The organism is Microcoleus sp. Aus8_D2, assembly GCF_036702665.1.
In the GTDB taxonomy this organism is placed as follows: Bacteria; Cyanobacteriota; Cyanobacteriia; order Cyanobacteriales; family Microcoleaceae; genus Microcoleus.
This window is the reverse complement of the sequence record NZ_JAUBUN010000011.1, coordinates 49,234-73,799: the sequence shown is the minus strand read 5'-3', so window position 1 is coordinate 73,799 and position 24,566 is coordinate 49,234. Positions and strand designations below refer to the sequence as shown.

Below are 24,566 nucleotides of genomic sequence, written 5' to 3'. Positions count from 1 at the left end.
AAGCACCTGACGGCACACAATTTATTAGTGATAACCAGAGATTTACTGCCGTCAGGTGCTTCGCCCCTACGAGTATATCTGCAAAAATGAGATGCACCCAATGAATCTGCGTCGATCAGTATTTATTTGATTGACATTTGCGGTTGACCTATCATATCATTTCGGGTCGATCGCCATAACAAAAACGGTTCGCGCGTGCGTCCTGGCGTCCGCAGCCGGAGAGCGGACGCCAGGACGCACGCGCGATCGAATGAAGTTTATTGTACCATTGACAAAAACTCTTCCGACAAAACAATTTTTTGGCTAGTTTTATCAACTATCGTGTCAGGTGTGTAGTCGCTCGAAAAGTCGATTGAATTTACGGATTTTTTAGGGATCCACATCCTACAAATACTATTGCAGTATTTTTCAGAATTGGTGTAATTTGCCGGATCTGATACTAGCGCCGAATTCCTAAAATAATCTGAGCTAAATTTTCCCTAGCATATCCCACCTCAAGCATCGATTTATCTTCCAGCCCCGAGGCAACTTTCGTCAGGATATTTAGCGGTTCTTGGGAACCTACAGTTTTCATAAACAACACTTGCAACCGATTTTTAACTAATTCTACAATTGAGCGACTGCGAGCCTCTTTACTTTCTTTTTGTTGAGCAACACTCGTACTAAGATTGTGAGTTTTTAACAGCCACATTCTTTCTATTCCTTGCGTTTTTACTGTCTCCAAAACCTCCGCTTGAATCTGCTCGACTAATCTTTCGCTTACATATTGCACGATTAAAGGCTGAAGCCTAAAAACAGTTTGCCCGCTCTCACTGATTTTTTCGATTAAAAAGCGACGGCCGAGAGAATCGAGATTTTTTAGCAAATCGGAAAGGGACGAATTGACTAACATCTGCTCTCGCAAACTCGCTAGGGAAATCGGACTTTGAGCAATAGCCAGCCAGTAGGAAATCTCTTGTTCTGAATTTGACATTCGATCGAACTGCTGCGCGAGCAAATTGCTGATGTGTTCTTCAATAAATAACGCCGTCGCTTCCAAAAACTTGACAACATTTCCCTCAAAAAACTCGTTAATCGTTGTCGCCACAATCTTGATTGCTAACAGATTGCCTCCGTACCGGGCTAACAAGATTTCCCATTCTCTATCTTGGGCGGACAAACCTTTTTCTTTGAAAATATCTCGGGCTATTTCCTCGGAAATAGGAGGTTTTAAAAACCGCACTTTTTCTCCAGCTAGCAAAGCCATTTCCGTAGGTTCTTCGGCACTAACTAGGACAAAACAGCTCTGGTGATTGACTTCACAGAGCCGCACAATTAAATCTCGATATCCTTCACAGCCTTCGCGGTAATGTCCCGCTAGTTCTTCTGGTTGGAGCACTGCTTCAAAATCGTCTAAAATTATCAGACAGCGCTGCTTGCGCAAATACTCGACTAGACGCGAAATTTTGCTGTTAAAGTCGATCCTCTTCGAGGGATCCGCTAACGGCAGATCGGACTTTTGTGGGTTAGCAAAAAGTTGAATTAAGCTAGTGAGGAAGTCGGATGCTGTTGGTGCCGATCGCAGCGATCGCCAAATCACAAAATCAAACTCATGCTGTACCTGTTTGGCCAACTGCACCGACAGAGTTGTTTTGCCGCTACCGACCAGACCCAGCAGCGCTACTACGCGACAATTATCCGATACAATCCACTGGTTTAAAGTAGTTAATTCTTCAGTCCGCCCGTAAAAAACCGCAACATCCGGTGCTTGGCCCCAATCTTCCTGTCGGCGCCCGATTGGCATCTTGAATAGAGAGCCTTTACCTTGACTAAAATCGATCGCTCCCTGCTCGGTGTGGTATGAAAAAAGCAACTGATGCCTCAATTCCGAGAGTTTTCCAGGGCCGTTCCCCGCGATTTGAAACTTTTTGTAAACTTCGCCTAATCTTTTGCGAACTGCGATGTCGCTAATGCCAAGCTTGGTTGCGATGGTAGCCGTAGATTGACCGTCGAGAGCCATAAACACAGTCTCTAATTCGGCATCTGTGACACCGCGCTCTTTCGCGATCGTCTGCACAAAGTTTTGAGGAATCGGAGTAGTCAAGGTAGGAATCTCGCCTGTACTAAAAATCTATCTTCTATTATATTGTCTGAGTTCTCGCAGGCGAACAATTGAATCTGTCAATCTTCAGCTTGCTTGTCGGTCTTCGAGGACACTTTGAGATATTTATACCCCAATACGCTTGGGTTAATAATGTTTATTCCCCGGAGATCCCCCTCGCATACCCCCTACTCCCCCGGATAGTCGGGGGACGCTGCGGGCAAGTTCTTGTCCCCCCTTTTTGAAGGGGAGTAGGGGTCGAGTAGGGGGCTCTTGCTTCGGGGGGATCGGTGAGGACTTGAGTCCTCGGAGTTTTGATGAGGACTCAAGTCCTCACTACAAACATGATAATCGTTATTTTACCAGACATGGTATCATCTGTAGCAACCCTTTATCAGCCAAAAACCTTCGTACTAGCGCGGTATTCTTCCGGCGAAACCAGCCGCCAACTCCCATCGCCCAAAAGTTCCAAAACCTGCTGGTGATGTTTCAACAAACTCAATCGGTGGCCGACACTCACAAATGTAGTTTTAGTTGCTTGCAACTGCTCGTATAAATGTTGCTCGTTCTTCAAATCCAAAGCACTTGTCGCCTCATCCAAAATAGCATATCGCGGTTCTGTAAGCAACAATCTAGCAAAAGCTAAACGCTGCTGTTCTCCCAGAGACAAAATCTCAGCCCAATCTAAATCCGCATCAAAACCGCCCAATCTGTCCGGCAAATCTGCTAAGTTTACTGAGACCAAAACGCGGCGCAATTTGGCTTCATCAACCTCGCTGCTGGTGTTGGGATACAGAAGTTGCGATCGCAAACTGCCCAAAATCATATAAGGACGCTGGGGCAAAAATAGCATTTCTCCCAGTTCCGGCCGCGCCAAACGACCCGTTCCCGAGTCCCACAAACCCGCAATAGCCCGCAGCAAAGAACTCTTCCCAGCACCGCTTTGACCGACAATTAACAGTCCTTCCCCAGGCGACACCGCTACCGACAAATCCCTAATCAAAGTCTTTTCATGCTGGGGAGTATCTAAAGTAACGTGTGACAGCGTCAACTCAGAATCAACTACGACATCTATAGCAGTTACTCCGGCACGAGATACCGCCCTTTCTGCTGCCAAAGTATCTGTAAATACAGTCAAACGATTGATACTAGCTGCAAAAGAACTCAGCGGTTCAATCTGAGTTACAATCACTGAAAAAGCGCCTAAAACCTGACTGAAAGCAAAACCTGCTTGAGTGATATCTCCAAACTGGATTGTATCGGTTTTGTCGGCAAAGTAAGCTGGAGCCAGAAACAAAGCCGGAATAATCACAACAGCATATCCGTATCCAGTTGTGAAATAATCCAAGTTTCGCTGCCAGCCAATTAGCAAATTAAAATTTTGGAATACTTCCACGAACCGCTGCTTTATTTGAATCGATTCTCGCTCCTCCCCCCGGTAAAAAGCAATAGATTCAGCATGGTCGCGAATGTGAACCAGTCCGTAGCGGAAATTAGCTTCTTTTTTAAGTTGGTTAAAATTAAGAGGTACTAATCTTTGACCAAAAATCAGAGTGGCGACCGTCCCCAGAATAGCGTAGACAATCAGGAATATCGAAAGTTCTTTTGAGATCGACCACAGGATACCCGTGAAAGATATAATGTCAACTATTGAACCCAGGATTACGAGCAGAAATGCCAAACTTGTATGAGTAAAGGATTTGACATCTTCAGAAATTCGCTGGTCGGGATTGTCGATTTCCTTGTGTGAATTTATTTCGTAATAAGCCCGATTCTGAAAATACTTGTCCAGGAACTTATTTGTCATCCATTCCCGCCAGTAAAGAGCCAATTTATCTTGGGTGTAGCGGTAAACTACCACAATGGGAGTGCCGACTGCAAAAACCCCTGCATAGACAAACAGATACTTCCAGTAATTGAGCTGGTCTTTCTTTGCTAGTGCTGTGTTAAAAAAGTTACCGACGTAACTAATTATCACATTCAGACCGCTGACTGACAGCGACAAAAACAGCAGCAAAGTTAATAAAGCCCAGGGCTGCCAGTGCCGAGTCAGTCTGCCTTTGAAGCAGACAAAAGCACTGAAAGGAATAATTAGCATGAAAGCTACGATCGCAATTGCCGGCGAATTAATGATTCCTTGCAGCAAAGTGACTAAGCCCGCTGCAATACTGTTGACAAAAGCCGGAAAAAGAGCGGCACCCCCCAAACAGAACGCGCTGAGGAGTAGAAACATAGCAGCGAAGAGAAATATCAACAACAGCGCCACTAATCCCAGAAATATTCTGCCACCCCCAGGCTCTAAAGGATAAAAGTAAGGTTGGGCGATCGCAATAAATCTTTCCCACAACTGACGGTCAAATCGATTCATCTTTACTGTTTGCAAAACTACTTCAACTGTTCTAACATATCAAGTTTGATACCCCATTGTCGCAGTAATTTATTTGGGAGTTTAGGGAAGAGATTGGTCTCCTATGAGGTGCGCTGTCACGACTACAATTAAATTGGTTCGAGCGTGAGGACTTCTGTCCTCAGATTTTCATGAAGACTGAAGTCCGAACGGAACCTGATAACGCTTATTTTAGGGGACACGATCTTACCTTACAGACTTACCTAAAGAGGAAGACTTGTTTTCCGATTTAAGTTGTGGAGACGCAAACAGTTTGTAGGTTAGTTGTGGGGTGAATCTAAAATCTCAAATCTATGGGATCGGCAGAAGTGGCGGTTTCGCCGATCGACTCCGACGATAGATTGTAGTAAAATCGCTGGTTAATCCCCAAACTAACTTGCTTCATCCCCCAATACAAAACAGCAATTACGACAAATGTTGCAGCCATTACTACAAACGGACGCTTACCAATCAACTCATTCATTACGGTGTTAACCAACGCATCGGGATTCGTCACAATGTCCCAAGTGTTGAACCGGATAAATCGTCCTAAATAAATGCCGATCGCCGAAAGTGCGTGTATAGTTATCTCCGTTGCCAGAATAAATCTACCCCAACCCTGTTGTTTCAGATAGTAACCCAAACCCATCACCGACAGTACATATGCCTCAAATCCCGCCAGCATAAACACCAAATATTGCGGAATCAGCGCCAATGTCACCACCCACACCGAGTTCACCTCTTTAATCTGCTCGATCAGGTGAATGATATCAGTTAAAACGTAGGGCGCATTGGGCAAAAAGGCAATAAACCAGAAAAAACCACCCCACCAGCGGAGAGAGCGAACTCCGCGCTGCCGCAGTACCCAGATGTCTACAGCCATCAGTGCGAGCGTAATCGCGATCGCCCCCAAAACGTAAGTTGTGCCCACATCTTGCACAATGTGCTTCAGATAGGCTAAAACATGGCGTATGCTGGGCAAAAAAGTAGCGCCCAGGAGAATGCACGTACCCCACATCAGCCTGCGCGATCGAGGTTTGCGGAACAACCAAAAACTCAGGCCCAGCGGTACTAAACCTAAAAACAAATTCCAAGACATCCAGCGGACATTTTGTCCCATTACGGCGATCGCTTCCAGGATTAATTCCATCATGTCAGTTTTTATACAATTAAAGGTTTCATGCAGCACCGCTTCGGGAGCAGCTTGAATCTATCTTAGTCGGTATAGCAGAAGGAAGAGTTGACAGTTGACCTGGGACAGTTGACAGTCTGATTTGTAGGGTGCGTCAGCTCGCCACTTCTGGCTCCCCACCTGAAAATTCGGCTATGAGCTGACGCACCCTACAATATCTAAAATCTCAAATCTCAAATCTCAAATCTCAAATCTCAAATCCGATGACACACCCTACTACTGATAGCTTTTGCCGATCGGGATTTCGATCGCAAAAGTTGTTCCACATCCTATTTCCGAAATACAGTCAATCTTGCCCTTGTGCTTTTCTACCACAATCGAGTGCACGATCGACATTCCCAACCCCGTACCTTTCCCCACATCTTTTGTCGTAAAAAACGGGTTAAAAATGCGATCGAGTATCGCCTTCGGAATGCCCGTACCGTTGTCCGAAATTTCCACCCTCACAGTGTTCTGGGCCGTTACACCAGTGCAAATAACAATCCGGCCGCTCTTTGTCTCTGCTTCCCGAAGGGATAACTTTTGATATCGTTCTTCAATAGCATCAATTCCATTAGCAATAATATTCATAAACACCTGATTTAGTTGGCTAGCATAGCACTCCACCCGCGGCAGTTTCCCGAACTCCTTAATTACTTCAATTTCCCGGCGGCTGTCCCGACTCTTCAAGCGGTGCTGCAAAATCAACAAAGTGCTCTCAATTCCCGCGTGAATATCGACCGGCTTCATTGCCGATTCATCCAGCCGCGAGAAATTCCTGAGCGACAAAACAATTTGCCGGATGCGATCGGTTCCCACCTGCATCGAACCGACAAGTTTTCGTAAATCCTCAGCCATGAAATCCAAATCAATCTCTTGAATGCGATCGACAATTTTTGAATTAGGTTCGGGATACTCATGTTCGTAAAGAGTCACCAAATCTAGCAACTGTGTAGTATACTGGTGCAGATAATCAAGGTTAGCGTGAATGAAATTAACCGGATTATTAACTTCGTGAGCGATGCCAGCAACTAACTGCCCCAAAGAAGACATTTTTTCAGTTTGAATAAGTTGAGCTTGAGTAGAGCGCAATGACCGCAGCGCTGACTCTAACTCGACCGCTCTTTCTCTTTCTCGCACCTCGCTTTGTCGCACAGCTTCCTCTGCTTGTTTGCGAGTCGTAATATCCTGAGCAAATCCAATTATTACCTTGGGCTTACCCTCAGCATTCCTGCTAAAAATAGTATCCCGACTTTGCAGCCAAAACCATTCACCGTTTGCGGCCAGCATCCGGTAATCAATTTCCAAAACTTCGCCATCTTGAATTCCTGCAAAGCTCGCGTGATGTTCCAGAACTTTTGACAAATCTTCGGGGTTCATTAACTGAGGCATCAGTGATGCACCCATCGCTTGAATTTCGTCAAAGCTATAGCCCAAAATCGTGCCAACAGAAGAATTAGCATAGATATTTCGCTGTTCTTCCAAGTCGTAGAGATACAAAATACCGGGAGTAGCATCGGCGATTTTTTGAATAAACTGCTGGCTCTCTTGCAAAGCTAATTCAGCTTGTTTGCGACTGGTAACATCAATGCTGATGCCGTCCCAAAGAATATCGCCGTTTTCTTGAGCTTCAGGACGCGAAATTACCTGAAACCAGCGCATCTTGCCGGAAGGTAGCACCAGCCGTCCTTCCCACTGCCAAGGCTGCAACTTTTTGGCTGAAATAGCAACAGATTCGTCATAATTTTGGCGGTCGTCTGGATGAACCAAATCTGTTAGTAAAGCCGAATTTTGCAAAACAGCTTCCGGTTCTAACTCAAACATTTCTCGGGAAGCAGGACTCATGTAAGGGAAACTGACAGAGCCATCTGCACGCAACAAACATTGATAAATCATTCCCGGCAAATTTGCCGACAGCTTTTGGAATTTTGCCTCGCTTTGTCGCAGTGCTGATTCTGCTTGTTTGCGATCCGTGATGTCAGTAATTGAACCAACAATGCGGACTGCTTTTCCAGATTCGTCCCACAAAGCTTGTCCGCGACTGAGTATCCATTTGTAGGCGCTGTTGTAGCACCACAAGCGGTATTCGACTATGTAATGCGGGGTTTTCCTGTCTAAATGGTCTTGGAAAGCTTGCATTACTAAGTCTAAATCCTCGGGATGCGTGCTTCTGTTCCATTCCTCAAAGTAATCGAGATTAGGTCTTTGTTCGTATCCGGTAATTTCCAGAAATCTATCGGACAGAAATATTTCTCCTGTTTGCAAGTCCCAATCCCAAATGCCGTCATTGTTCCCTTTGAGTGCTAACTGCCAGCGTTCTTCAGTTTGCCTCAATTGGGCAGTTCTTTGTTCGACTCTATTTTCTAGTTCTTGATTGAGCTGTTTGAGACTGTCTTCTGCCTGTTTGCGCTCGATCGCAATTCCCGCTAAATGCCTGACAGATTCGATCAATTGCAGCTCAAAATTTTCGGGAGTGCGCGGTTGGGAATAATACATGGCAAAAGTTCCCAAAACTTGACCCTGAGATGATAAAATAGGAGTAGACCAGCAAGCTCCCAGTCCAAAACTCAAGGCTAAATCTCGATAATTTGCCCACAAAGGATCGGTAGCAATATCTGTAACGATTACCTGTTCGCAGCGATAGACAGCAGTGCCACAAGAACCAACATCCGGGCCGATGGCTACGCCATGAATAGCAGCATTGTAACTTTCTGGCAAACTGGGCGCGGCTCCGTGCAGCAAATGTTCGCCGTCTGGAGCTAGAATTAAAATCGAACCCATGACATCTTTCGATTGCTGTTCGATAATTTGAACTAAAGTATTTAAAGTATCGCCAAGAGTTGCGCCCTGAGCAATCATTTCTAAAATTTGTTTTTGACCTGTCAACCAATTTTCAGCTTGCTTGCGATCCGTAATGTCGCGGGCCATCCAAATAACAGTGTTTTCCTGCATGGGCGCAATGTTAGCGGCAAACCAAATGTCTTTGTTGTCAATTTGCAGGCTGTATTCTAGTGAATTGGTCTGCTTTGTGTTGGCGGTAAGTCGAATTTGAGTGAGAAAAAAATCTGCTAATTCTGGTGGCAGGATTTCGTGCAGACTTTGGCCTATGAGTTCTGCTGGCGGTTTGTACAAAAGTTCGGGATTTGTGGGCGCAATTTTCAGGTAGCGTCCCTGCGTATCAATCACGAAAATTACGTCCTTCATTGCCGCGAATAAAGCTCGAAGTTCCGATTCAGAAGCTTGCAGGGCGATTTCAGCTTGTTTGCGATCGCTAATGTCGCGCCCCACGAAGATGAAAGTGTTGTCCTGCATCGGCGACATCTTGCCAACAAACCACCTTTGTTCGCTGCCAATTTCCAGGTTGTATTCAAAGGTACAGGTTTGATTCGTAGCGGCAGCGATGCGGATTTTATCCAGAAAAAATTCTGCTGTTTCTGGAGCGAATATATCGCTGACTTTTTGACCGACAAGTTCCGCCGGCGGCTTGTACAAAAGTTCGGGATTTGTCGGGGCTATTTTTAGGTAGCGTCCTTCGCTATCGATGACAAAAATAATGTCGTTCATGGCAGCGAACAAGGCCCGAAGTTCTGATTCGGAAGCTTGCAGGGCGATTTCAGCGTTTTTGCGATCGCTAATGTCGCGCCCCACTCCTTGATATTCGATCGCCGCACCTCGAACGTCAAAAAATGCCCTGTCAGTCCACTGTATCCAGCGAATTTCGCCCTGGTCGATCGTGACGCGGTGTTCCCAGGTAACAGCGGGATTTTCTAAGCTTAAAGAATTGAAAATATCGCTGCACAAGTTTCTATCTTCTTCCCAAATCAAAGGCATAAAAGAATTGCCGATCAGCTCCGATCGCGATTTATTGAAATAGCGGCAGTAGGCATCGTTGACAAAAGTAATAATTCCGCTCGGCAAAAAGCGGCAAATCAATTCGGTTTGGTCTTCGACAATCCCTCGATAGCGAGATTCGCTGGCTTGCACTGCTGCTTCTGCTAAGACGCGATCGCTAATGTCTGTACCGACGAACAGCAGCCCAATCGATCGTCCTTTGGCATCGAGCAAAGGTTTGTTTCTCCAGGCTATCCAGACTTTTTCCCCATTGCTGCGGATGTTTTCATTCTCGTGTTTGAAGTATTTCTCCGGCTCGGCCACACAGTCTCGAATCATGATGGCTAAGTGATTTTTCGACAAATCGGCCGGATCTACAATTGTGCCGATCGCACTTTTGCCAATTATTTCTGCTTGTGAATACCCAAAAAAAGTTTCCGCAAACTCATTAAAAAAAGTAATCTTGCCCTCACTGTCTAACTGCACAATAATGCTGTTAGCATTCTCAACCAGTTGCCGGTACTTAGCTTCGCTGGCGCGCAGCTTCGCAGGGCCGTACACCCAGCTAAACACCACCGCAGAGCTCAAAACGGCCAGCAAGCCGCCTCCCCCGAGCAGCCACCCGCGAAACGGCGAATTCTGTGGCCATCCTCCCGCCGGAATTGCTGCCAACTGCCAGGAACCGTTGGGCAAAGTCACTTCCAGCACCACGGGATTGCTCTGAAAAATCGAGTTGTCGCCGAAAAACACCTCCCCCGACACTCCCTTCCCGTCTTTGCCCCTCAGGGCGTATTGCAGCTTAGCTGAGGGGTCATTGAGGCCTCCTTCCTCAAGCAGGGCATTTTTGTCGAGGATCAGGCCGATCAACCCCCAGTAAACTCCTGTTTCGGGCTCGGCGCCGGCGGGTGTGAGAAAAATGGGCGATCGGCTGACGAAGGCCACGCCCCCCTCCAACAATTCCACGGGCCCAGCTAGCAAAGTTTTTCTGGTGTTGATGACTTCTTCCACCATTAGCCCCTGTTCGGGTATCGCCATCAAGTCAATCCCGATCGCCCCTTCATTTCCCTCCCGCGGATAAATGTAAGCGATCGTCGTGTTTTTCACTAAACTGATGTTGCGAATGCCGGTTTGCTGTGCCACCAAAATTCTCGCCGTGGCTGCAAACTCGGCTGCGGTGATGTTTGGGTTGTGGGAAATGTCAGCCACCAAACCCCGGAGCAAAAACAGCCGGGAATTCAAAGAGCTTTCCAGCTTATAACGCACTGTGCTGAGCCGATCGATCGTGCTAGCGCGGTTGTGCAGCAAAAATCGCTCTTGTTGCGATCGGTCTAAAATACCAACTCCGACCAAAATTGCTATTAATGTCGAAATTGCGGCTAAATACGCTGAAATTTGGAATTTTTTAACCTGAAAGTATTCCATTGGTGGGTAGTTCAACTATATTTTTAAGTATTTAGATAGATTTATAGCCTTTCTCAGAAAGATGAGGTACTTGACGGGCTATGGGCTATGGGCTATGGGCTATGGGCATAGGCCAAACCGGACATAGGGCATAGGCCAAACCGGACATACCTCACCACGCTTGAGAACCGCTATAGTTTAATTCTATTTCTGTAGGCAGATGCAAGATTTCCGATCTGCGGGGCTTTGCGCAACTGGGCGGGAGTTTTTTGTACTGTATGACACTCAGTACCGCAGCGGTGCGATCGGTAGGGTGCGCCCCCATCGCACCGCTGCGGCACGGCATCGCTCCCGAAACACGGGATTTGTTGGCTAAAATAAGGCTAGCAATAATTTTTGTCAGTGCTGGGCGCAAATCATTCATAGGGGCAATTTGATGCAGGAACAGTTGATGGAAGCGATCGCCCCTTACCGCGATCGCGTAGATTATCTAGAAGTTCGCCTCGAACAAAGCGAGTCAACAGCAATTAGTTTTCGCGGCCCTCAGTTAGATGCAGTCAACCGCAGTTTCAGTCTCGCCGGCGGCATCCGCGCCTGTCACAAAGGCGGCTGGAGTTTTGTAACATTTAATGGTTTAGCTGAATTAAAAGCTCGCATAGAAGAAGCTGTCGTGCAGTCTCGTTTAGTTGGGAGCGAAAAAACTGTACTAGCAGATGTCACTCCGATTCAAGATTATGTAGCCGTGGAATTAGGTCGCGATCCGCGATCGATTACTCTAGCAGAAAAACGCAAGTTGCTCGAATCTTACAACCAATTGTTGTTAGATCACGACCCGCGAATTCAGACGACAATGGCTGGTTACAGCGACAGATTTGGGATTACTTATTTTGTAAATTCTCAAGGAACTTGCATTGCTCAAGAGCGTTTGGATGTGACGGGGCGCTTCGGGGCGATCGCCCGCGGGGAAGGTGGTGTTGTCCGCCAAGGGTCTGAGTCGATTCATTCGCGATCGGATTACAATGTCTTGACAAATATTGAAGATCGTGTTAAGAGCGCGGCGGTGCGAGCTGTGGGCCAACTAGAAGCAAAACCGGTGAAAGGCGGCCAATATCCGGTGATTTTAGACCCTTATTTGTCGGGAGTATTTATTCACGAAGCTTTCGGCCATTTGTCGGAAGCTGACGGCATTTACGAAAACCCGAAAATGCAAGAATTGTTGACTTTGGGTAAGCCTGTGGCGATCGAACAATTGAACGTAATTGACGACGCAACTTTGCCGGGATTACCGGGAACTTTGAAATACGACGACGAAGGCGTGCCCGCTCAGTGCAAGCATTTAATTAAAAATGGAGTTTTAGCAGCGAGAATGCACAATCGCGAGACTGCGGGCAAAATGGGCGAAAGTCCGACTGGAAATGCCCGGGCCCTGAGCGCCACTTTTATGCCGCTGGTGCGGATGACTAATACGGCGATCGAATCTGGGGCACATTCTTTCGACGAAATGGTGGGCGACATTGAGGAAGGAGTCTATGCAGTACGGATGTTGGGAGGACAAACTAACGGCGAAATGTTTACCTTTGCAGCAGCCGAAGGCTTCATGATTCGCGACGGCAAATTAGCCGAACCCGTGAGTGATGTCACCTTAAGCGGCAATGTATTTCAGACTTTAAAGGATATTGAGTCGATCGGCAACGACTCAGTTTATGCCTGCGGCGGTTGTGGAAAAGGCGGCCAAGGCGGTTTGCCGGTAAGTGTCGGCGGCCCCCATTTGCGCATTAAAAATGTTGTAGTCGGAGGAAGATAATACCATTTTCGATTGGGGATAAATGATATCGCGTTCGATTTACCCTAGTTCGTAGTGCGGACTTCAGTCCGCTTTTAGATTGCGGACTGAAGTCCGCACTACGAACCAATCACCCTAGTTCGTAGTGCGGACTTCAGTCCGCTTTTAGATTGCGGACTGAAGTCCGCACTACGAACCAAGCGTTTTTGTTATGGTAGTCGATCGGTCATATCACCCAAAAGTTCAATAAAAACCCCGGTTTCTTGAAGAAACCGGGGTTTTTTCTACCAACTAAGAGAGGAGTGAAAAATCACGCTAGTAAGGGTTGCGGGAATTCTGCATTTCTCGCGCCACCCTCTAAACCAAACTACGGGCAAATTTTAGTGGCCGCTTCTTAAAGCTGTCTCATCTCATCTTCAAGCACCCGAACCAAATCATGGTTGCCGCTGGCTCTAGCTACTTCGATGCGGTGCGTCAGTTGCTTTTGAATGTTAGCGCGGTGGGTTTCAGCGATTTTTTTTACGTTTTGGCGATTTGTGTTCATGGTGAACGTTCCTTATATTAAATTTGGTGTAACTCCTACTTCTTTAATATAGCGCATAATTTCAAAAAGTATCTAAAATTACAAAAAATTCACAGTTATTGACCGATCGCACACAATACTATATAATCTTTGCCATAAGTCAATAGCGATATCTTGACAATCTCCACAATCTATCTAAATATATAGAACCCATTTGAGATCTATTCTGCGTAAATCTGAGAAACCGGGTTGATCTCTATATTTCTCGTGACCCAACCAAAAACTCGTAGAAACCCGGTTTCTTGCCCCTTGCGTAAATCTCACAAACCGGTCTCTCTCTATATTTCTCGTCACCCAACCCAAAAACTCAAAGATGTCAAATGGGTTCTATAGACGCGGGCAAGTAGGGACACGGCACTGCGCGTAGCCTTGTCAACAATCGCCTGAAACCCTTTTGATCTCTCGTTTATAGCCTCTTGCGAGATCCCCCTCGCATCCCTCTTAGGTCGGGGGACTTTGAGAGTGACTCTTGTCCCCCCCGACTATCCGGGGGGCGCCGGGGGGCTCTGGCCTTAGTCGCCAAACAGCATTCTCTGACTGCGTTTGAGGTGTTTGTTGACACGACGGATGGCATTGCCGTTTCCCTACCCAGAGATGCAGCTTTGAACAAATAGTGTTATATTTGTGCGATCGTCCCCAAAGCCTCTACCAACTGCTGAAGGTGTGCGAGCTCGTGAGTTGCCATCAGCGAAATCCGAATTCGGCTGACGCTGACAGTCGGAGGGCGAATCGCCACAGCAAAAATACCCATCTCCTTGAGGAAGCTGCTAACTGTTAAAGCTGTGGCTGCATCTTTTAACCGCAGACTGAAAATTGGGGAGAGGGAATTGCTAATTGCTAATTGGCGATTGGTAATCGCGCTATATTTAAAAGTTTCAATATTTTGCTGCAACCGAACTCGGCGCTCTGGTTCTTGCTGTACAATTCTCACAGCTTCCAAAGCAGCCGCTGTGTCAGCAGGCGTCAATGCTGTAGTATAAATCCAACTCGCAGCTCGATTGCGCAGAAAATCAATTAAAGCAGCAGAGCCCGCAACGTAGCCGCCCAAACTTCCCAAAGCTTTGCTCAGCGTGCCAACTTGAATTAGTGGCAATCCCGTACAGCCGAAATGTTCTGCGCAACCGGCACCGCTAGCACCGAAAACTCCTGTAGCGTGAGCTTCATCTACTAATACCATACAGTTAAATTCCTCGCCCAAAGCTAACAACTGCGGCAGCGGGCACAAGTCCCCATCCATGCTGAAGACGCTATCGCTAATAATTAAACACTTGCGGTATTTGGCGCGATTTTGCTCTAGCTTGGCCTTTAAATCCTCAAGGTTGCAGTGACTGTACTCAAGCGTCTTTGCACCGCTGAGTGTGGCTCCGTTTTTGAGGCTCGAATGGTTGTACTTGTCAGATAATATCAAATCGCGCTGGCCGACAACTGATGCGATCGCCCCTAAATTCGCTAAATATCCCGAACTGAATACTAAAGCGTCTTCGGTTTGTTTTAAATTAGCAATAGCCAGTTCTAACTGTCGGTGCAAATCGCGGTGTCCGCTTACCAACCTCGAACCCGTCGCACCAGTACCAAATTCCTTAGTTGCAGCCATCGCCGCTTGAATCAACCTGTCATCGCCCGCAAGTCCCAGATAATCGTTGCTGGCAAAGTTAATCAGCCGGCGGTTTGCTAATTTTACCACAGGCCCGGGGCTGCTTTCGATCGATTGTGGCGATCGATACCAATCGGCCCGGCGAACAGTGTCCAGGGACTTCTCTAGCCAAGCGTAAGGGTCTGCGTTCATATTGTTTAGCGATCGGGTAATAAGTTATATTGTCTTATAATCAGTCCCTGCCTATCACAGAAGCATATGCCACTCACTAAAAAATACAGATTAGTCACCCGCAGTGATTTTGACGGTCTTGTCTGTGCCGTTTTGCTCAAAGAACTCGATTTGATCGACGAGATTAAATTCGTGCATCCTAAAGATATGCAGGATGGAAAAATCGAAATCACAAATGACGATATTACCACCAATTTACCCTATGTTGAGGGAGTTCATCTAGCTTTCGATCACCATTTCAGCGAAACTCTCAGACATGACAAAATCAAAATCAATCACATCATCGACCCCTATGCAGCTTCCGCAGCTAGGGTGCTGTACAAATATTATGGAGGTCAACTAAAGTTTCCGACTATTTCCGACGCGATGATGGTCGCAGTTGACAAAGCAGATTCCGCTCAATTTGCCAAAGAAGAGGTTTTGCATCCAGAAGAATGGGTGCTATTAAATTTCTTAATGGACGCCCGCACCGGATTGGGCAGGTTTAAAGAATTTACGGTTTCCAATTATCAGTTAATGATGGAGTTAATCGATTATTGCAAAAATCATACCATCGCTGAAATCTTGCAGCTTCCTGATGTGAAAGAAAGAGTAGACCTTTACTTCGAGCAATCAGAAAAATTTCAAGACCAAATACAGCGCTGCGCCAAAGTCTATGATAATTTAGTCGTTTTGGATTTGCGCAACGAAGATGTGATTTATGCCGGAAATCGTTTTGTAATTTACGCTTTGTTCCCCGAGTGCAATATCTCGATTCACGCACTCTGGGGACTGAAGCAACAAAACACTGTTTTCGCCGTTGGTAAGTCAATCTTTAACAAAACTTCTCAAACTAATATTGGGGAGTTAATGTTAAAATATGGCGGCGGCGGGCACCTGAATGCCGGAACTTGTCAGATTGACAATGATAAAGCTAGTAAAGTTTTGAAAGAGTTAATTGCTCAAATCGAGCAAAAGGGTTAAATTAGCTTGATATTTTTTGCAGTCAGGACTTGAGTCTTTAATTCTTGGAATTTTTCGGACTGAAGTCCTTACTACGAACCTTTTGCGGACTGAAGTCCTTACTACGAACCTTTTGCGGACTGAAGTCCTTACTACGAACCTTTTTCGGACTGAAGTCCTTACTACGAACCTTTTGCGGACTGAAGTCCTTACTACGAACCTTTTTCGGACTGAAGTCCTTACTACAAACTGGAATTTTGCGGACTGAAGTCCTTACTACAAACGGGGTTTTTTTGGACTGAAGTCCTTACTACAAACGGGTTTTTTTGGGCTGAAGTCCTTACTACAAACGGGGTTTTTTGGGACTGAAGTCCTTACTACAAACGGGGTTTTTTGGGACTGAAGTCCTTACTACAAACGGGAATTTTGCGGACTGAAGTCCTTACTACAAACGGGGTTTATTCCTCAAGGTTTTGAGGTTGTGGATTTGGGGGGTTGAGATTTTCGGAACTGCGGCCTTTGACTGGTGGTAAATGGTCTACTAAACCCATATCAAAAGCGACATCCGGCAAATCGGCAGCTTTATATTTTCCGGGCTCAAACAATCGCCCGGGAGTAAAACAAGGTTGCTTCAATTGTACCACTTCGCTAGGTGAAAACATTCCCCTAAACATTTTGCGTTCGAGTCCCATGATTTCCGCTCCTAAAACAACTCTCGCATTAATCTTAGCAATTTTTTGCCCGTCGCTTCCCAATTAAACGAATCCGCCGTCTCTCTAGCTTTTTGTGCTACCTGAAAACGCATCGGATCTTCCACAATTTTTCGCAACTGTTCGCGAACAGACTGAACATTTGGTTCTGCCCAATGAGGAGAATTTCTGATTTTTAGATACTGAGTATCGTAACATTCTCCGACGGGAATTAGATCGCAATCAATGGGATAGCAGTTAGCAGTATTGGCGTACTCCGTGGGGCCGCCGTACAGAGTCATAGCGACGGGTAAACCCGCAGCAAAGGCATCCAAAATCTTGATAGCAAAACCCTCCCCGCGAAACGGTGCTAAAAAAGCATCTGCTGATAAGTATAAATCAGCTAGTTCTGCTTTAGTATAAAATTTAGGCCTGACGTGAACTTTTGACTTTAACTTGCCGAATTGCTTTTCGATATTTAGGATATGTTCGACTATGATATCAGGATTTTTGCCGCCATCTTTGATAATTAACTCTACGTTGGCATCATTTTTAAACTCTTGATAAAATGCTTGAATGGCGAGATCCGTGCCAAATCTATACAAATCAAAAGAATTGGTCATGTGCAGAATATATTTTACATCTTTTTGGGTTTTTTGCGGTCTGGGAGAATAGAGTTGCGAGATTAAAGGATTGAAACCTAGAGGTATGACTGAGACTTTTTTGGCCGGACACCCAGCTTTGATTAAAACGTTTTTAGAATATTCGCTTACGGCTAGGATGTGGGATGAATTGTTGACAGCATCGTAGATCCAGTAATCATAATCATCATCGTTTTTAGCGAATTCGTAATTGATGGCAAAAAATTCTAAGTTGAGATGTCCGTTGAGCTCTTTGAGAAAATAAGGTTTCCAGTAATGAGACCATTTGATCTGAAATAAGTCTGATGGTGCGGTGTTCATCCACTTCGCTAGCAGGTGGTTTTCTTCGGCTGTGGAATTGCGGGTGACGTGAGAGGCGATTGTCGATGGTTCGACAGAAATAGGAATTCCCATTTTGTCTAAAGTTTTCGCCAGCGATAGGGTAATGTCGGCGAAGGAATTAAAGTGTTGAAAGCCGACGTTAAAGTGAACCATAGTTAGTAGTCAGTTGTCAGTTGTCAGTTGTCATTAGTCATTAGTCATTAGTCATTAGTCATTAGTCATTAGGATTGTAGGGTGCGTCAGGTGAGAAGGTTTTAAATACAAACTCAGGATTTTTGCCCTGACGCACCCTCGGGTTTGTGAGGGTTTATTAATTAAACCATTTATAAAAAAAATAATTGTGCAAGCCTCCACGTGTAAGATTGTAGGGTGCGTCAGGTGAGAAGGTTTTAAATACAAACTCAGGATTTTTGCCCTGACGCACCCTCGGGTTTATTGAGGGTTTATTAATTAAAATTTTTATAAAAAATATTTGTTCAATCCTCAAAGTGTAAGGTGCGTCGCCGTGAAATTGTCGATATAATTTAAGGATTTTTGATGGCTCCGCACCCTACGACTACTAAAATGTAAGGTGCGTCGCTTGATGATTTTGCATATAATTTGGGGATTTTTGATGGCTCCGCACCCTACGCATCAAATCTCAAATCGCCCATGCTATGATTTTGCTAAGATGCCGATCGCACTAAAATGACTGTACAGTCACAACCGCGCGCCACAGCTTCCGGGATGTTCCCCTGAATCACCTGTTTGAGGAGCCCTTCGCGACTGGCTCCCAGGACGATCGCATCGCACTGATCGTTTTGAGCCAAATCAATTAAAGCATCCGAAACCGACTTAGCGCAAACCGCAGTCGCGATTACCGAACAACTAACCCGCCCCTGAATAAACTTCGCGGCTTGCTTTAATTCGGCGCGCGAGGGCTCCGCAACAGAAGGCTGGTGCACCTGACACAATTTAATCTCCGGTAGAGCACTCGCAGCCACGAAAGCAGGTAACAGCCGCAAAGCCGCAGCTTGCTTGTAACTGCCGCGAATTGGTACTAACCAGCGCTGCAAACCCATCAGCGTGTGCAATCCCAATTCTGGCGCCGGAATCTCTGCATTCGGCGGGGAAAGTTCTGTCTCAAAAGTGGCTGATGAATCTGAGGCCGCAAATGTGGAATTCTGGGCGTCGTCAACTCCTTCAGCATTTAACTGCCATTCTGTAGACGCATATTCCCGCGCGCTGCTAGCTGATAAAAACTCATTTTTCTGGCGCGTTACTAATAGTTTTTCGCTCCACTTCACTAAAACTACTTCGCAACCAGCTTGCCGAATTACCGTATCGACTACATCGCCAAAAATGCGCCCAGTTGTGGATATTTCGCCTTGCCAGCCCATCAAAATTAAGTCAATGTGGCGCTCCCTAATTGTCTCTAAAATCGCGTGTGGCACGTCGTGAGCTACCCGGATTTGAGTGTGTACTGGCAAGTTCCAATTGCGGATAATGCGCTCGGCTTGTTGCAGCAGGCGGCGGCTTTTTGTGGTTCGCACTGCGCTTTCTGAGGGGGAACTGTTGCGCGGTACTGTGATGATTTGCAGGCATTCTAATTCGTAATTGCGATCGCGCGCGATGGCGGCCGCCAGTCGCAGCAAGGCGGGTGCTGTTTGCGGGTTGGACAGCGGCACTAATAAGCGGCCGTTTCCGACTTGCGGAGCTCTGGTTTGATAGACTACATAGGATGGTTCTGGATGCGGGCCTTGGGTTGTTTCTCCGCTGAGGCGATCGGATTCTACTCGGATAATGTCGCTGCGGGTAATAATTCCGACTAAATGCCGTCCTTCTACAACCGGCAAGCGGCTGAGATTGTAGTTGTTCAGCCTGTACAAAACCTCACTTAAAGTATCGGTTGCTCTTACCGTGATTGGCTGTACTGTCATAAATTCTTTCAGCAGCGAGTTGCCGGAAAAATTGCGCTTGCTGGCATTTGCCAAATCGGTTTGACTGATAATGCCGACCAGTTTACCATTTTCAACTACCGGAAAGCCGCGGTGGTGCGATCGCGAAAATGCCTGGATCACTTCATCGAAAGTTAGCAGGCTCGACAAAGTTTCCACTCGGCGCTGCATGACGTTAGCTGCGATTAAGTCGCTGAGAGTATCGGTGGCGGGTTTTTCCTTGGTTAGCTGAATGCCGTTCAACTCCAAAAGGCGATCGTACAGCGAGCCCTTGTCTACCTTTTCTGCGACTAAATAAGCAACAACAGAACAAATCATCAAAGGTAGCACTAATTTGAAATCCGCCGTAATTTCAAACACAATTACTACCGCCGTAATCGGCGCCCTAGAAACCGCGCAAAAAAATGCTCCCATGCCTGCAAAAGCATAGGTTGCTGGCCAACCGACGCCCAGGGAATTTGCTTGCACAATTCCCACTATATGACCGAGTGCAGAACCTATAACTAGAGAAGGGGCAAATAATCCTCCGGGAGCTCCAGAAGCAGCAGAAATAATTGTCAGAAAAAAATGAGCGACAAAAGCAATTAAACTCGTTGTAGCATTGGCTTCCCCGGTCAGCAGAAATTCCCGCAATCCCGTATTGTTGCGGAAACTCTCTGGCAGAAAACCTATTACTAAGCCGCAAATTATACCTGCTACAGCAATTCGCATGGGCAAGGACAATTTAAGAACCCGCTTGTTAAATTGCAAACTAGCTATAATCCCTTTGCTAAACAAAGCTCCGAACAATCCTGCTAAAACTCCTAACAGTATATAGAACGGAATTTCCTGAGCTGCAAAACTGGTTTGATATTCGCGAAGGTTCAAATTTAAACTATCGCCACCCAAAAGTTGGGAGACAACTGCACCGATAAATGAAGCGATAATTGCAGTCCCTAAAGTTAATCCTGAAACATCGTGCAGGAGTTCTTCAACTACAAACAAAACTCCCGCAATGGGAGCGTTGAAACCAGCAGCTAATCCCGCCGCCGCACCGCAAGCAATCAATTGCCGGCGGTAGTCTGGGGAGGTAGGCATCAAGTGACCGATCCAACCTGCTAAAGATGCTCCAATTTGGACAGTCGGGCCTTGCCTTCCGAGAGTTAAACCGGAACCAACTGCTAAAATAGTGGTGAGAAGTTTGGCAACAGCTACTCGGAAATCTAAGGAAAGATTGACGCCGCCGAGAGCAGCTTTGACGTGAGGAATGCCGCTCCCGGCAGTTTCGGGAGCCAAACGTTCAACCAAGAAACCTGTTAGCAACCCACCAAATAAACCGACGCTGGGGAGTAATATCCAAGCTGGAATTACGGCGGAGGTTGCAACTCGCCAACTGCCGAGCCACCCGACTCCTAATTTGAGCAAGACGCCTGCCAGTCCGGCGATTAAACCAATCAGGCAAGCTTCAAAGATAGCGAGGCGTTTTGGTCGTAAAAACAGTTGAGATTCGATGACCCTGGAAGGTTCCCTAAATTGTTTAGGGATAGAAATGTACGGCATAAATAGCGTTTATTGCCTGCAAATTGTCTGCTCGGTTAGAGTTTAGCAAGAAATCGCTGGGTTTGGGAAAATATAACTAATTTTTAACCGGAGGTTCACGCAGATTAACGCTGATTAATTTTATATGTTTATAGAACAATAGTTCGGACAGTTTTTTAACGGTTTTGTAAGCCGATCGCGAGGAAGCCCTGCCATTTTTAACGCATTTTAGGAAACTTAGGGCTGGACTCAAACGAAAGAAAAAATAGCCCACTATATAGCCAGTAAGGGTTTCGGAGACTCGACTAGATCTAAAACTGTCCTTCGTATTCATAGAACCCATTTGAAATCTTGCGATCGCTCATAGCAGTGGAAGAGCTCATAGCAGTCGATTTACCATAACAAGTACGGAAGAACTACTTCCCTGATTTGTTGAGACTCACTTTGCTGAGGATTAGATTGCCCATTTGGTAAATTCAATTCCTTTAACACAACAACCCTCAAAAGTCAACACTAAACCACCCTCATCGCAAAAGATCCGACTTTTCCGATTGAAGCTCCGACTTTTCCGACTTAAAGATCCGACTTTTCCGACTTTTACAAACAGCCGCCTGCTGAAATAATACAGATAGCGAAAGTCAACCCTCGCTCCCTTGGGTTCTATATGCAGTTGGATATTTGTGAACTGTAACAGGTAATTTTTATTTTTGGCAAATTAATTGAGCGATCGCCACCGATCGATGAAAAAATATATCTCAGGGGGGATGCGGGGTGATGGCGATCGTCAATCAGCAGATGATCTCGCCCTGTCCTCAGACCCAATCGCTATCAGAAGCAGTTAAGAAAATTATTAGAGGCTCGTTGTTATGACTACTCAATTCAGATTGCCGGATGACTTAAAAGATCCCCAAGGCACAAAGCGCGAAGACAGAAAGCTGTTCGCCGAAGACCAGTGGTGGCTGTTCAACACTGGGCAGAAAATAAAATTCAGACCATTGGTAGGCGTAGAGGAAGGTACTCCCGGCATCGATCTCAACGTGTTGCCTCTATGGCCGCAGTATACGGGCAAAGGCATCAAAGTCGGCGTCATTGATAATGGTATCGATGGCGCACACGAAGATCTTAAGGATAACTTCAATAAAGATCTGTCGCTGGAAGAAAAGTTTGGCGGGCCGTTTCCAGTAGATACACCTAAAAAAACATCCGATCACGGTACCTCTGTAGCTGGGATTATCGCAGCTGAAAGAAACGATAAGGGCACAGTGGGTGTTGCTTATGAAGCAACGATCGCTGCTTACAAATTCGCTGGTGAAAGTAAGCTTCCAAGTTTAAAGGCGCAAACTAAATTCGATGTTTCTAGCAATAGCTGGGGGGGCAGTTCCAGCTTTGATTTTGGCAATTCCAAGGAGATCGCAGAAATCAAAAACGCCGTCACCAGCGGCCGCAGCGGGTTAGGCACTGTATTTGCTTGGGCTGGGGGAAACGAGCGAACAAATTTTAACCCAAACTTGCCTGCTGCAGAACAGCGAGGAAGAAATGTCAACTCAGGCGATTACGAAAGCAGTCGGTATGTAATTGCCGTAGCTGCGATCAACAATAAGGGAGTTGTTGCCTCTTACAGCAATCCAGGCGCGCCACTTCTGGTCTCGACCTTCGGCGATAGTCCTGCCACCATTGCCACTGTCGATCGTACCGAGGATAAGGGCTACAACAGAAAGGACAACCAATTATTCAAAAACAGTAAGACTCTAATAAATTTTCCAAACACCAACTACACCAACGACTTTGACGGCACGTCGGCAGCGACGCCGATGGTTTCGGGGGTTGTCGCTTTAATCCTGCAAGCCAATCCCAAACTCGGCTACCGCGACGTTCAGGAAATCCTGGCTTACTCAGCCCGCAAAAACGATCCCAACAATCAAGTAGTTAAAAGCAGCCAATATAAATCTGGGACAATTCCCAAAGATACTTGGACGTTTAACGGGGCTAAAAATTGGAACGGCGGCGGCCTCCACGTCAATCACGACTACGGTTTCGGGCTAATCGATGCCACCGCAGCAGTGCGTTTGGCCGAAACTTGGCAATTGCGATCGGGATCGGGAACTGCCAAAAATGAAGCGGCAACTGCGACAAATGAGAAATCTCAACTTGTCAAGTTGACGCCAGAATCGGGGGTAGATATCCCTGACAATAACCCCGCAGGGATCAATCAAACCTTCAAGATTACTCAAGGCATCAACATCGACAAGCTCGAACTAGACTTGAATATCGAGCACGGTCAATTTCAAGACTTAGTAGTTAAGCTGACTTCTCCTGACAAAACCGAGAGTGTAATTCTCGATCGCCTCCCTTACTTCACCGATGACGGGGATAAGGGTTTCAAAGGCACAACCATTAACTTTACCTTCGGCAGTTCCCGCCACTGGGGAGAAACCGGCATTGGGGATTGGACGCTGAACATTTCCGATAATAGCAAGGACAACGACGGCAAAAATGATGGCACAAATTACTTTAACTTTTCCATTTATGGCGACAAGGCACCAGCAGAACTAACCAGCGGCAAAAATATCGGCAAACTCAAAGGCGCAACTTTGCGATTGTACGGCGACGACATTATTAATGACAACACCTACGTCTACACCAACGAGTTCGCTAGTTTCACCGCAGCAGGCGATAGCCGCAAAACACTCAGCGACACCAACAACGGCAACGACATCATCAACACCGCGGCAATTACCGATGACGTTATCGTCAACCTGACTCCCGGTTCAACCAGTTTCCTACGCGGCCGCGATGTGACAGGGCGTCAAAAACTCGATCCACAAACCCTCACCATCGCCCCCGGCAGCATCATCGAGAATGTTTTCGCCGGCGACGGAGATGACTCGATCGTCGGTAATGACGCACCCAACACCCTCTACGGCGGCCGCGGCAACGACACCCTCGTCGCCATTGGTGCCGACGACACCCTGATCGGTGGCGACACCCTGATCGGTGGCGACACCCTCTACGGTGGCAGCGACTTCCTCGTCGGTGGCAAGGGAAACACCACCTACATCCTCAATGCTAAGAAAGCAGCCGGCAGCACAATTAAGGCTCTAGGAGGCGCCGAAAATAATTTAATCCTCAATGGCGTCACCCTGAAAACAACGCTGGCAAAAGATCAGAACGGGATTCTCAGACAAGGAAACGACTTGCGGATTGACCTCAATGCCGATGGCGAGGTCAAAGAGAAGGATGATTTGACTATAGAAAACTTTTTCCTACCAGGTAACGGCACCTTCAAAAAGGTCGGCAACCTGCTTGTGAGTGAGATTCCCGGCGCTCCCGCACCGGCTCTAACGACTCCGACAACAAGTCCGACTCCGACAACAAGTCCGACTCCGACAACAAGTCCGACTCCGACAACAAGTCCGACTCCGACAACAAGTCCGACT

13 protein-coding genes are annotated in these 24,566 nt (G+C 46.5%); 4 read left to right on the top strand and 9 right to left on the bottom strand.

Annotated elements, in window-relative coordinates; translation table 11 throughout:
* Window positions 1–439 precede the first annotated feature (439 nt).
* The 4 genes from QUB64_RS11415 to QUB64_RS11400 form a co-directional block, all read right to left on the bottom strand.
* Entirely contained in the window at window positions 440–2,083 is a 1,644-nt protein-coding gene (locus QUB64_RS11415) for an NB-ARC domain-containing protein (RefSeq protein WP_333273106.1), read from the bottom strand.
* A gap of 391 nt (window positions 2,084–2,474) precedes the next feature.
* The gene (locus tag QUB64_RS11410) at window positions 2,475–4,448 is read right to left on the bottom strand and encodes an ABC transporter ATP-binding protein/permease (protein WP_333273109.1); all 1,974 of its coding nucleotides are present in this window, start codon (window positions 4,446–4,448) and stop codon (window positions 2,475–2,477) included.
* Window positions 4,449–4,764: 316 nt separating this feature from the next.
* On the bottom strand, window positions 4,765–5,619 hold the full coding sequence (locus QUB64_RS11405) for a DUF1361 domain-containing protein (protein WP_333273112.1): 855 nt from the start codon (window positions 5,617–5,619) through the stop codon (window positions 4,765–4,767).
* A 255-nt stretch (window positions 5,620–5,874) separates the two neighbouring features.
* Window positions 5,875–10,890: a PAS domain S-box protein gene (locus QUB64_RS11400; protein WP_333273116.1), complete on the bottom strand. Its 5,016-nt coding sequence runs from the start codon at window positions 10,888–10,890 to the stop codon at window positions 5,875–5,877.
* 257 nt (window positions 10,891–11,147) lie between these two features.
* On the opposite strand from QUB64_RS11400, the gene QUB64_RS11395 reads away from it, so the two are divergent.
* Both QUB64_RS11395 and QUB64_RS11390 read left to right on the top strand, forming a co-directional pair.
* Window positions 11,148–11,306 (top strand): hypothetical protein, encoded by a 159-nt coding sequence (locus QUB64_RS11395; protein ID WP_333343291.1) that lies wholly within the window; start codon window positions 11,148–11,150, stop codon window positions 11,304–11,306.
* On the top strand, window positions 11,306–12,673 hold the full coding sequence (locus QUB64_RS11390) for a TldD/PmbA family protein (RefSeq protein WP_333273121.1): 1,368 nt from the start codon (window positions 11,306–11,308) through the stop codon (window positions 12,671–12,673). Before QUB64_RS11395 ends, QUB64_RS11390 begins: the two co-directional genes overlap by 1 nt.
* 373 nt (window positions 12,674–13,046) lie before the next feature.
* On the opposite strand, the gene pirA is transcribed toward QUB64_RS11390, so the two are convergent.
* Both pirA and bioF read right to left on the bottom strand, forming a co-directional pair.
* A complete protein-coding gene (pirA, locus tag QUB64_RS11385) occupies window positions 13,047–13,196 on the bottom strand; it encodes an arginine synthesis PII-interacting regulator PirA (protein WP_333273124.1) in 150 nt (49 codons plus the stop codon).
* 655 nt (window positions 13,197–13,851) lie between these two features.
* On the bottom strand, window positions 13,852–15,021 hold the full coding sequence (bioF, locus tag QUB64_RS11380) for an 8-amino-7-oxononanoate synthase (protein ID WP_333273127.1): 1,170 nt from the start codon (window positions 15,019–15,021) through the stop codon (window positions 13,852–13,854).
* A 66-nt stretch (window positions 15,022–15,087) separates the two neighbouring features.
* On the opposite strand from bioF, the gene QUB64_RS11375 reads away from it, so the two are divergent.
* Window positions 15,088–16,023 carry an exopolyphosphatase gene (locus QUB64_RS11375; RefSeq protein ID WP_333273130.1) on the top strand — a complete coding sequence of 312 codons (936 nt, stop codon included), beginning with the start codon at window positions 15,088–15,090 and terminating at the stop codon, window positions 16,021–16,023.
* A 437-nt stretch (window positions 16,024–16,460) separates the two neighbouring features.
* Here QUB64_RS11375 and QUB64_RS11370 read toward each other — a convergent pair whose 3' ends face one another.
* The 3 genes from QUB64_RS11370 to QUB64_RS11360 form a co-directional block, all read right to left on the bottom strand.
* Entirely contained in the window at window positions 16,461–16,694 is a 234-nt protein-coding gene (locus QUB64_RS11370; protein ID WP_333273133.1) for a hypothetical protein, read from the bottom strand.
* An 11-nt stretch (window positions 16,695–16,705) separates the two neighbouring features.
* Entirely contained in the window at window positions 16,706–17,827 is a 1,122-nt protein-coding gene (locus QUB64_RS11365) for a glycosyltransferase family 4 protein (protein ID WP_333273134.1), read from the bottom strand.
* Window positions 17,828–18,339: 512 nt separating this feature from the next.
* A complete protein-coding gene (locus QUB64_RS11360; RefSeq protein ID WP_333273137.1) occupies window positions 18,340–21,150 on the bottom strand; it encodes a chloride channel protein in 2,811 nt (936 codons plus the stop codon).
* 845 nt (window positions 21,151–21,995) lie between these two features.
* On the opposite strand from QUB64_RS11360, the gene QUB64_RS11355 reads away from it, so the two are divergent.
* The coding region (locus QUB64_RS11355) for a S8 family serine peptidase (RefSeq protein ID WP_333394062.1) at window positions 21,996–24,566 on the top strand (2,571 nt) is incomplete at its 3' end.

Excerpts from the sequence above, each read along its gene's own strand:
- QUB64_RS11410 (WP_333273109.1), bottom strand. The coding sequence starts at position 4,448 with ATGAATCGATTTGACCGTCAGTTGTGGGAAAGATTTATTGCGATCGCC.
- QUB64_RS11405 (WP_333273112.1), bottom strand. The coding sequence starts at position 5,619 with ATGATGGAATTAATCCTGGAAGCGATCGCCGTAATGGGACAAAATGTC.
- QUB64_RS11400 (WP_333273116.1), bottom strand. The coding sequence starts at position 10,890 with ATGGAATACTTTCAGGTTAAAAAATTCCAAATTTCAGCGTATTTAGCC.
- QUB64_RS11395 (WP_333343291.1), top strand. The coding sequence starts at position 11,148 with ATGACACTCAGTACCGCAGCGGTGCGATCGGTAGGGTGCGCCCCCATC.
- QUB64_RS11390 (WP_333273121.1), top strand. The coding sequence starts at position 11,306 with ATGCAGGAACAGTTGATGGAAGCGATCGCCCCTTACCGCGATCGCGTA.
- pirA (WP_333273124.1), bottom strand. The coding sequence starts at position 13,196 with ATGAACACAAATCGCCAAAACGTAAAAAAAATCGCTGAAACCCACCGC.
- bioF (WP_333273127.1), bottom strand. The coding sequence starts at position 15,021 with ATGAACGCAGACCCTTACGCTTGGCTAGAGAAGTCCCTGGACACTGTT.
- QUB64_RS11375 (WP_333273130.1), top strand. The coding sequence starts at position 15,088 with ATGCCACTCACTAAAAAATACAGATTAGTCACCCGCAGTGATTTTGAC.
- QUB64_RS11370 (WP_333273133.1), bottom strand. The coding sequence starts at position 16,694 with ATGGGACTCGAACGCAAAATGTTTAGGGGAATGTTTTCACCTAGCGAA.
- QUB64_RS11365 (WP_333273134.1), bottom strand. The coding sequence starts at position 17,827 with ATGGTTCACTTTAACGTCGGCTTTCAACACTTTAATTCCTTCGCCGAC.
- QUB64_RS11360 (WP_333273137.1), bottom strand. The coding sequence starts at position 21,150 with ATGCCGTACATTTCTATCCCTAAACAATTTAGGGAACCTTCCAGGGTC.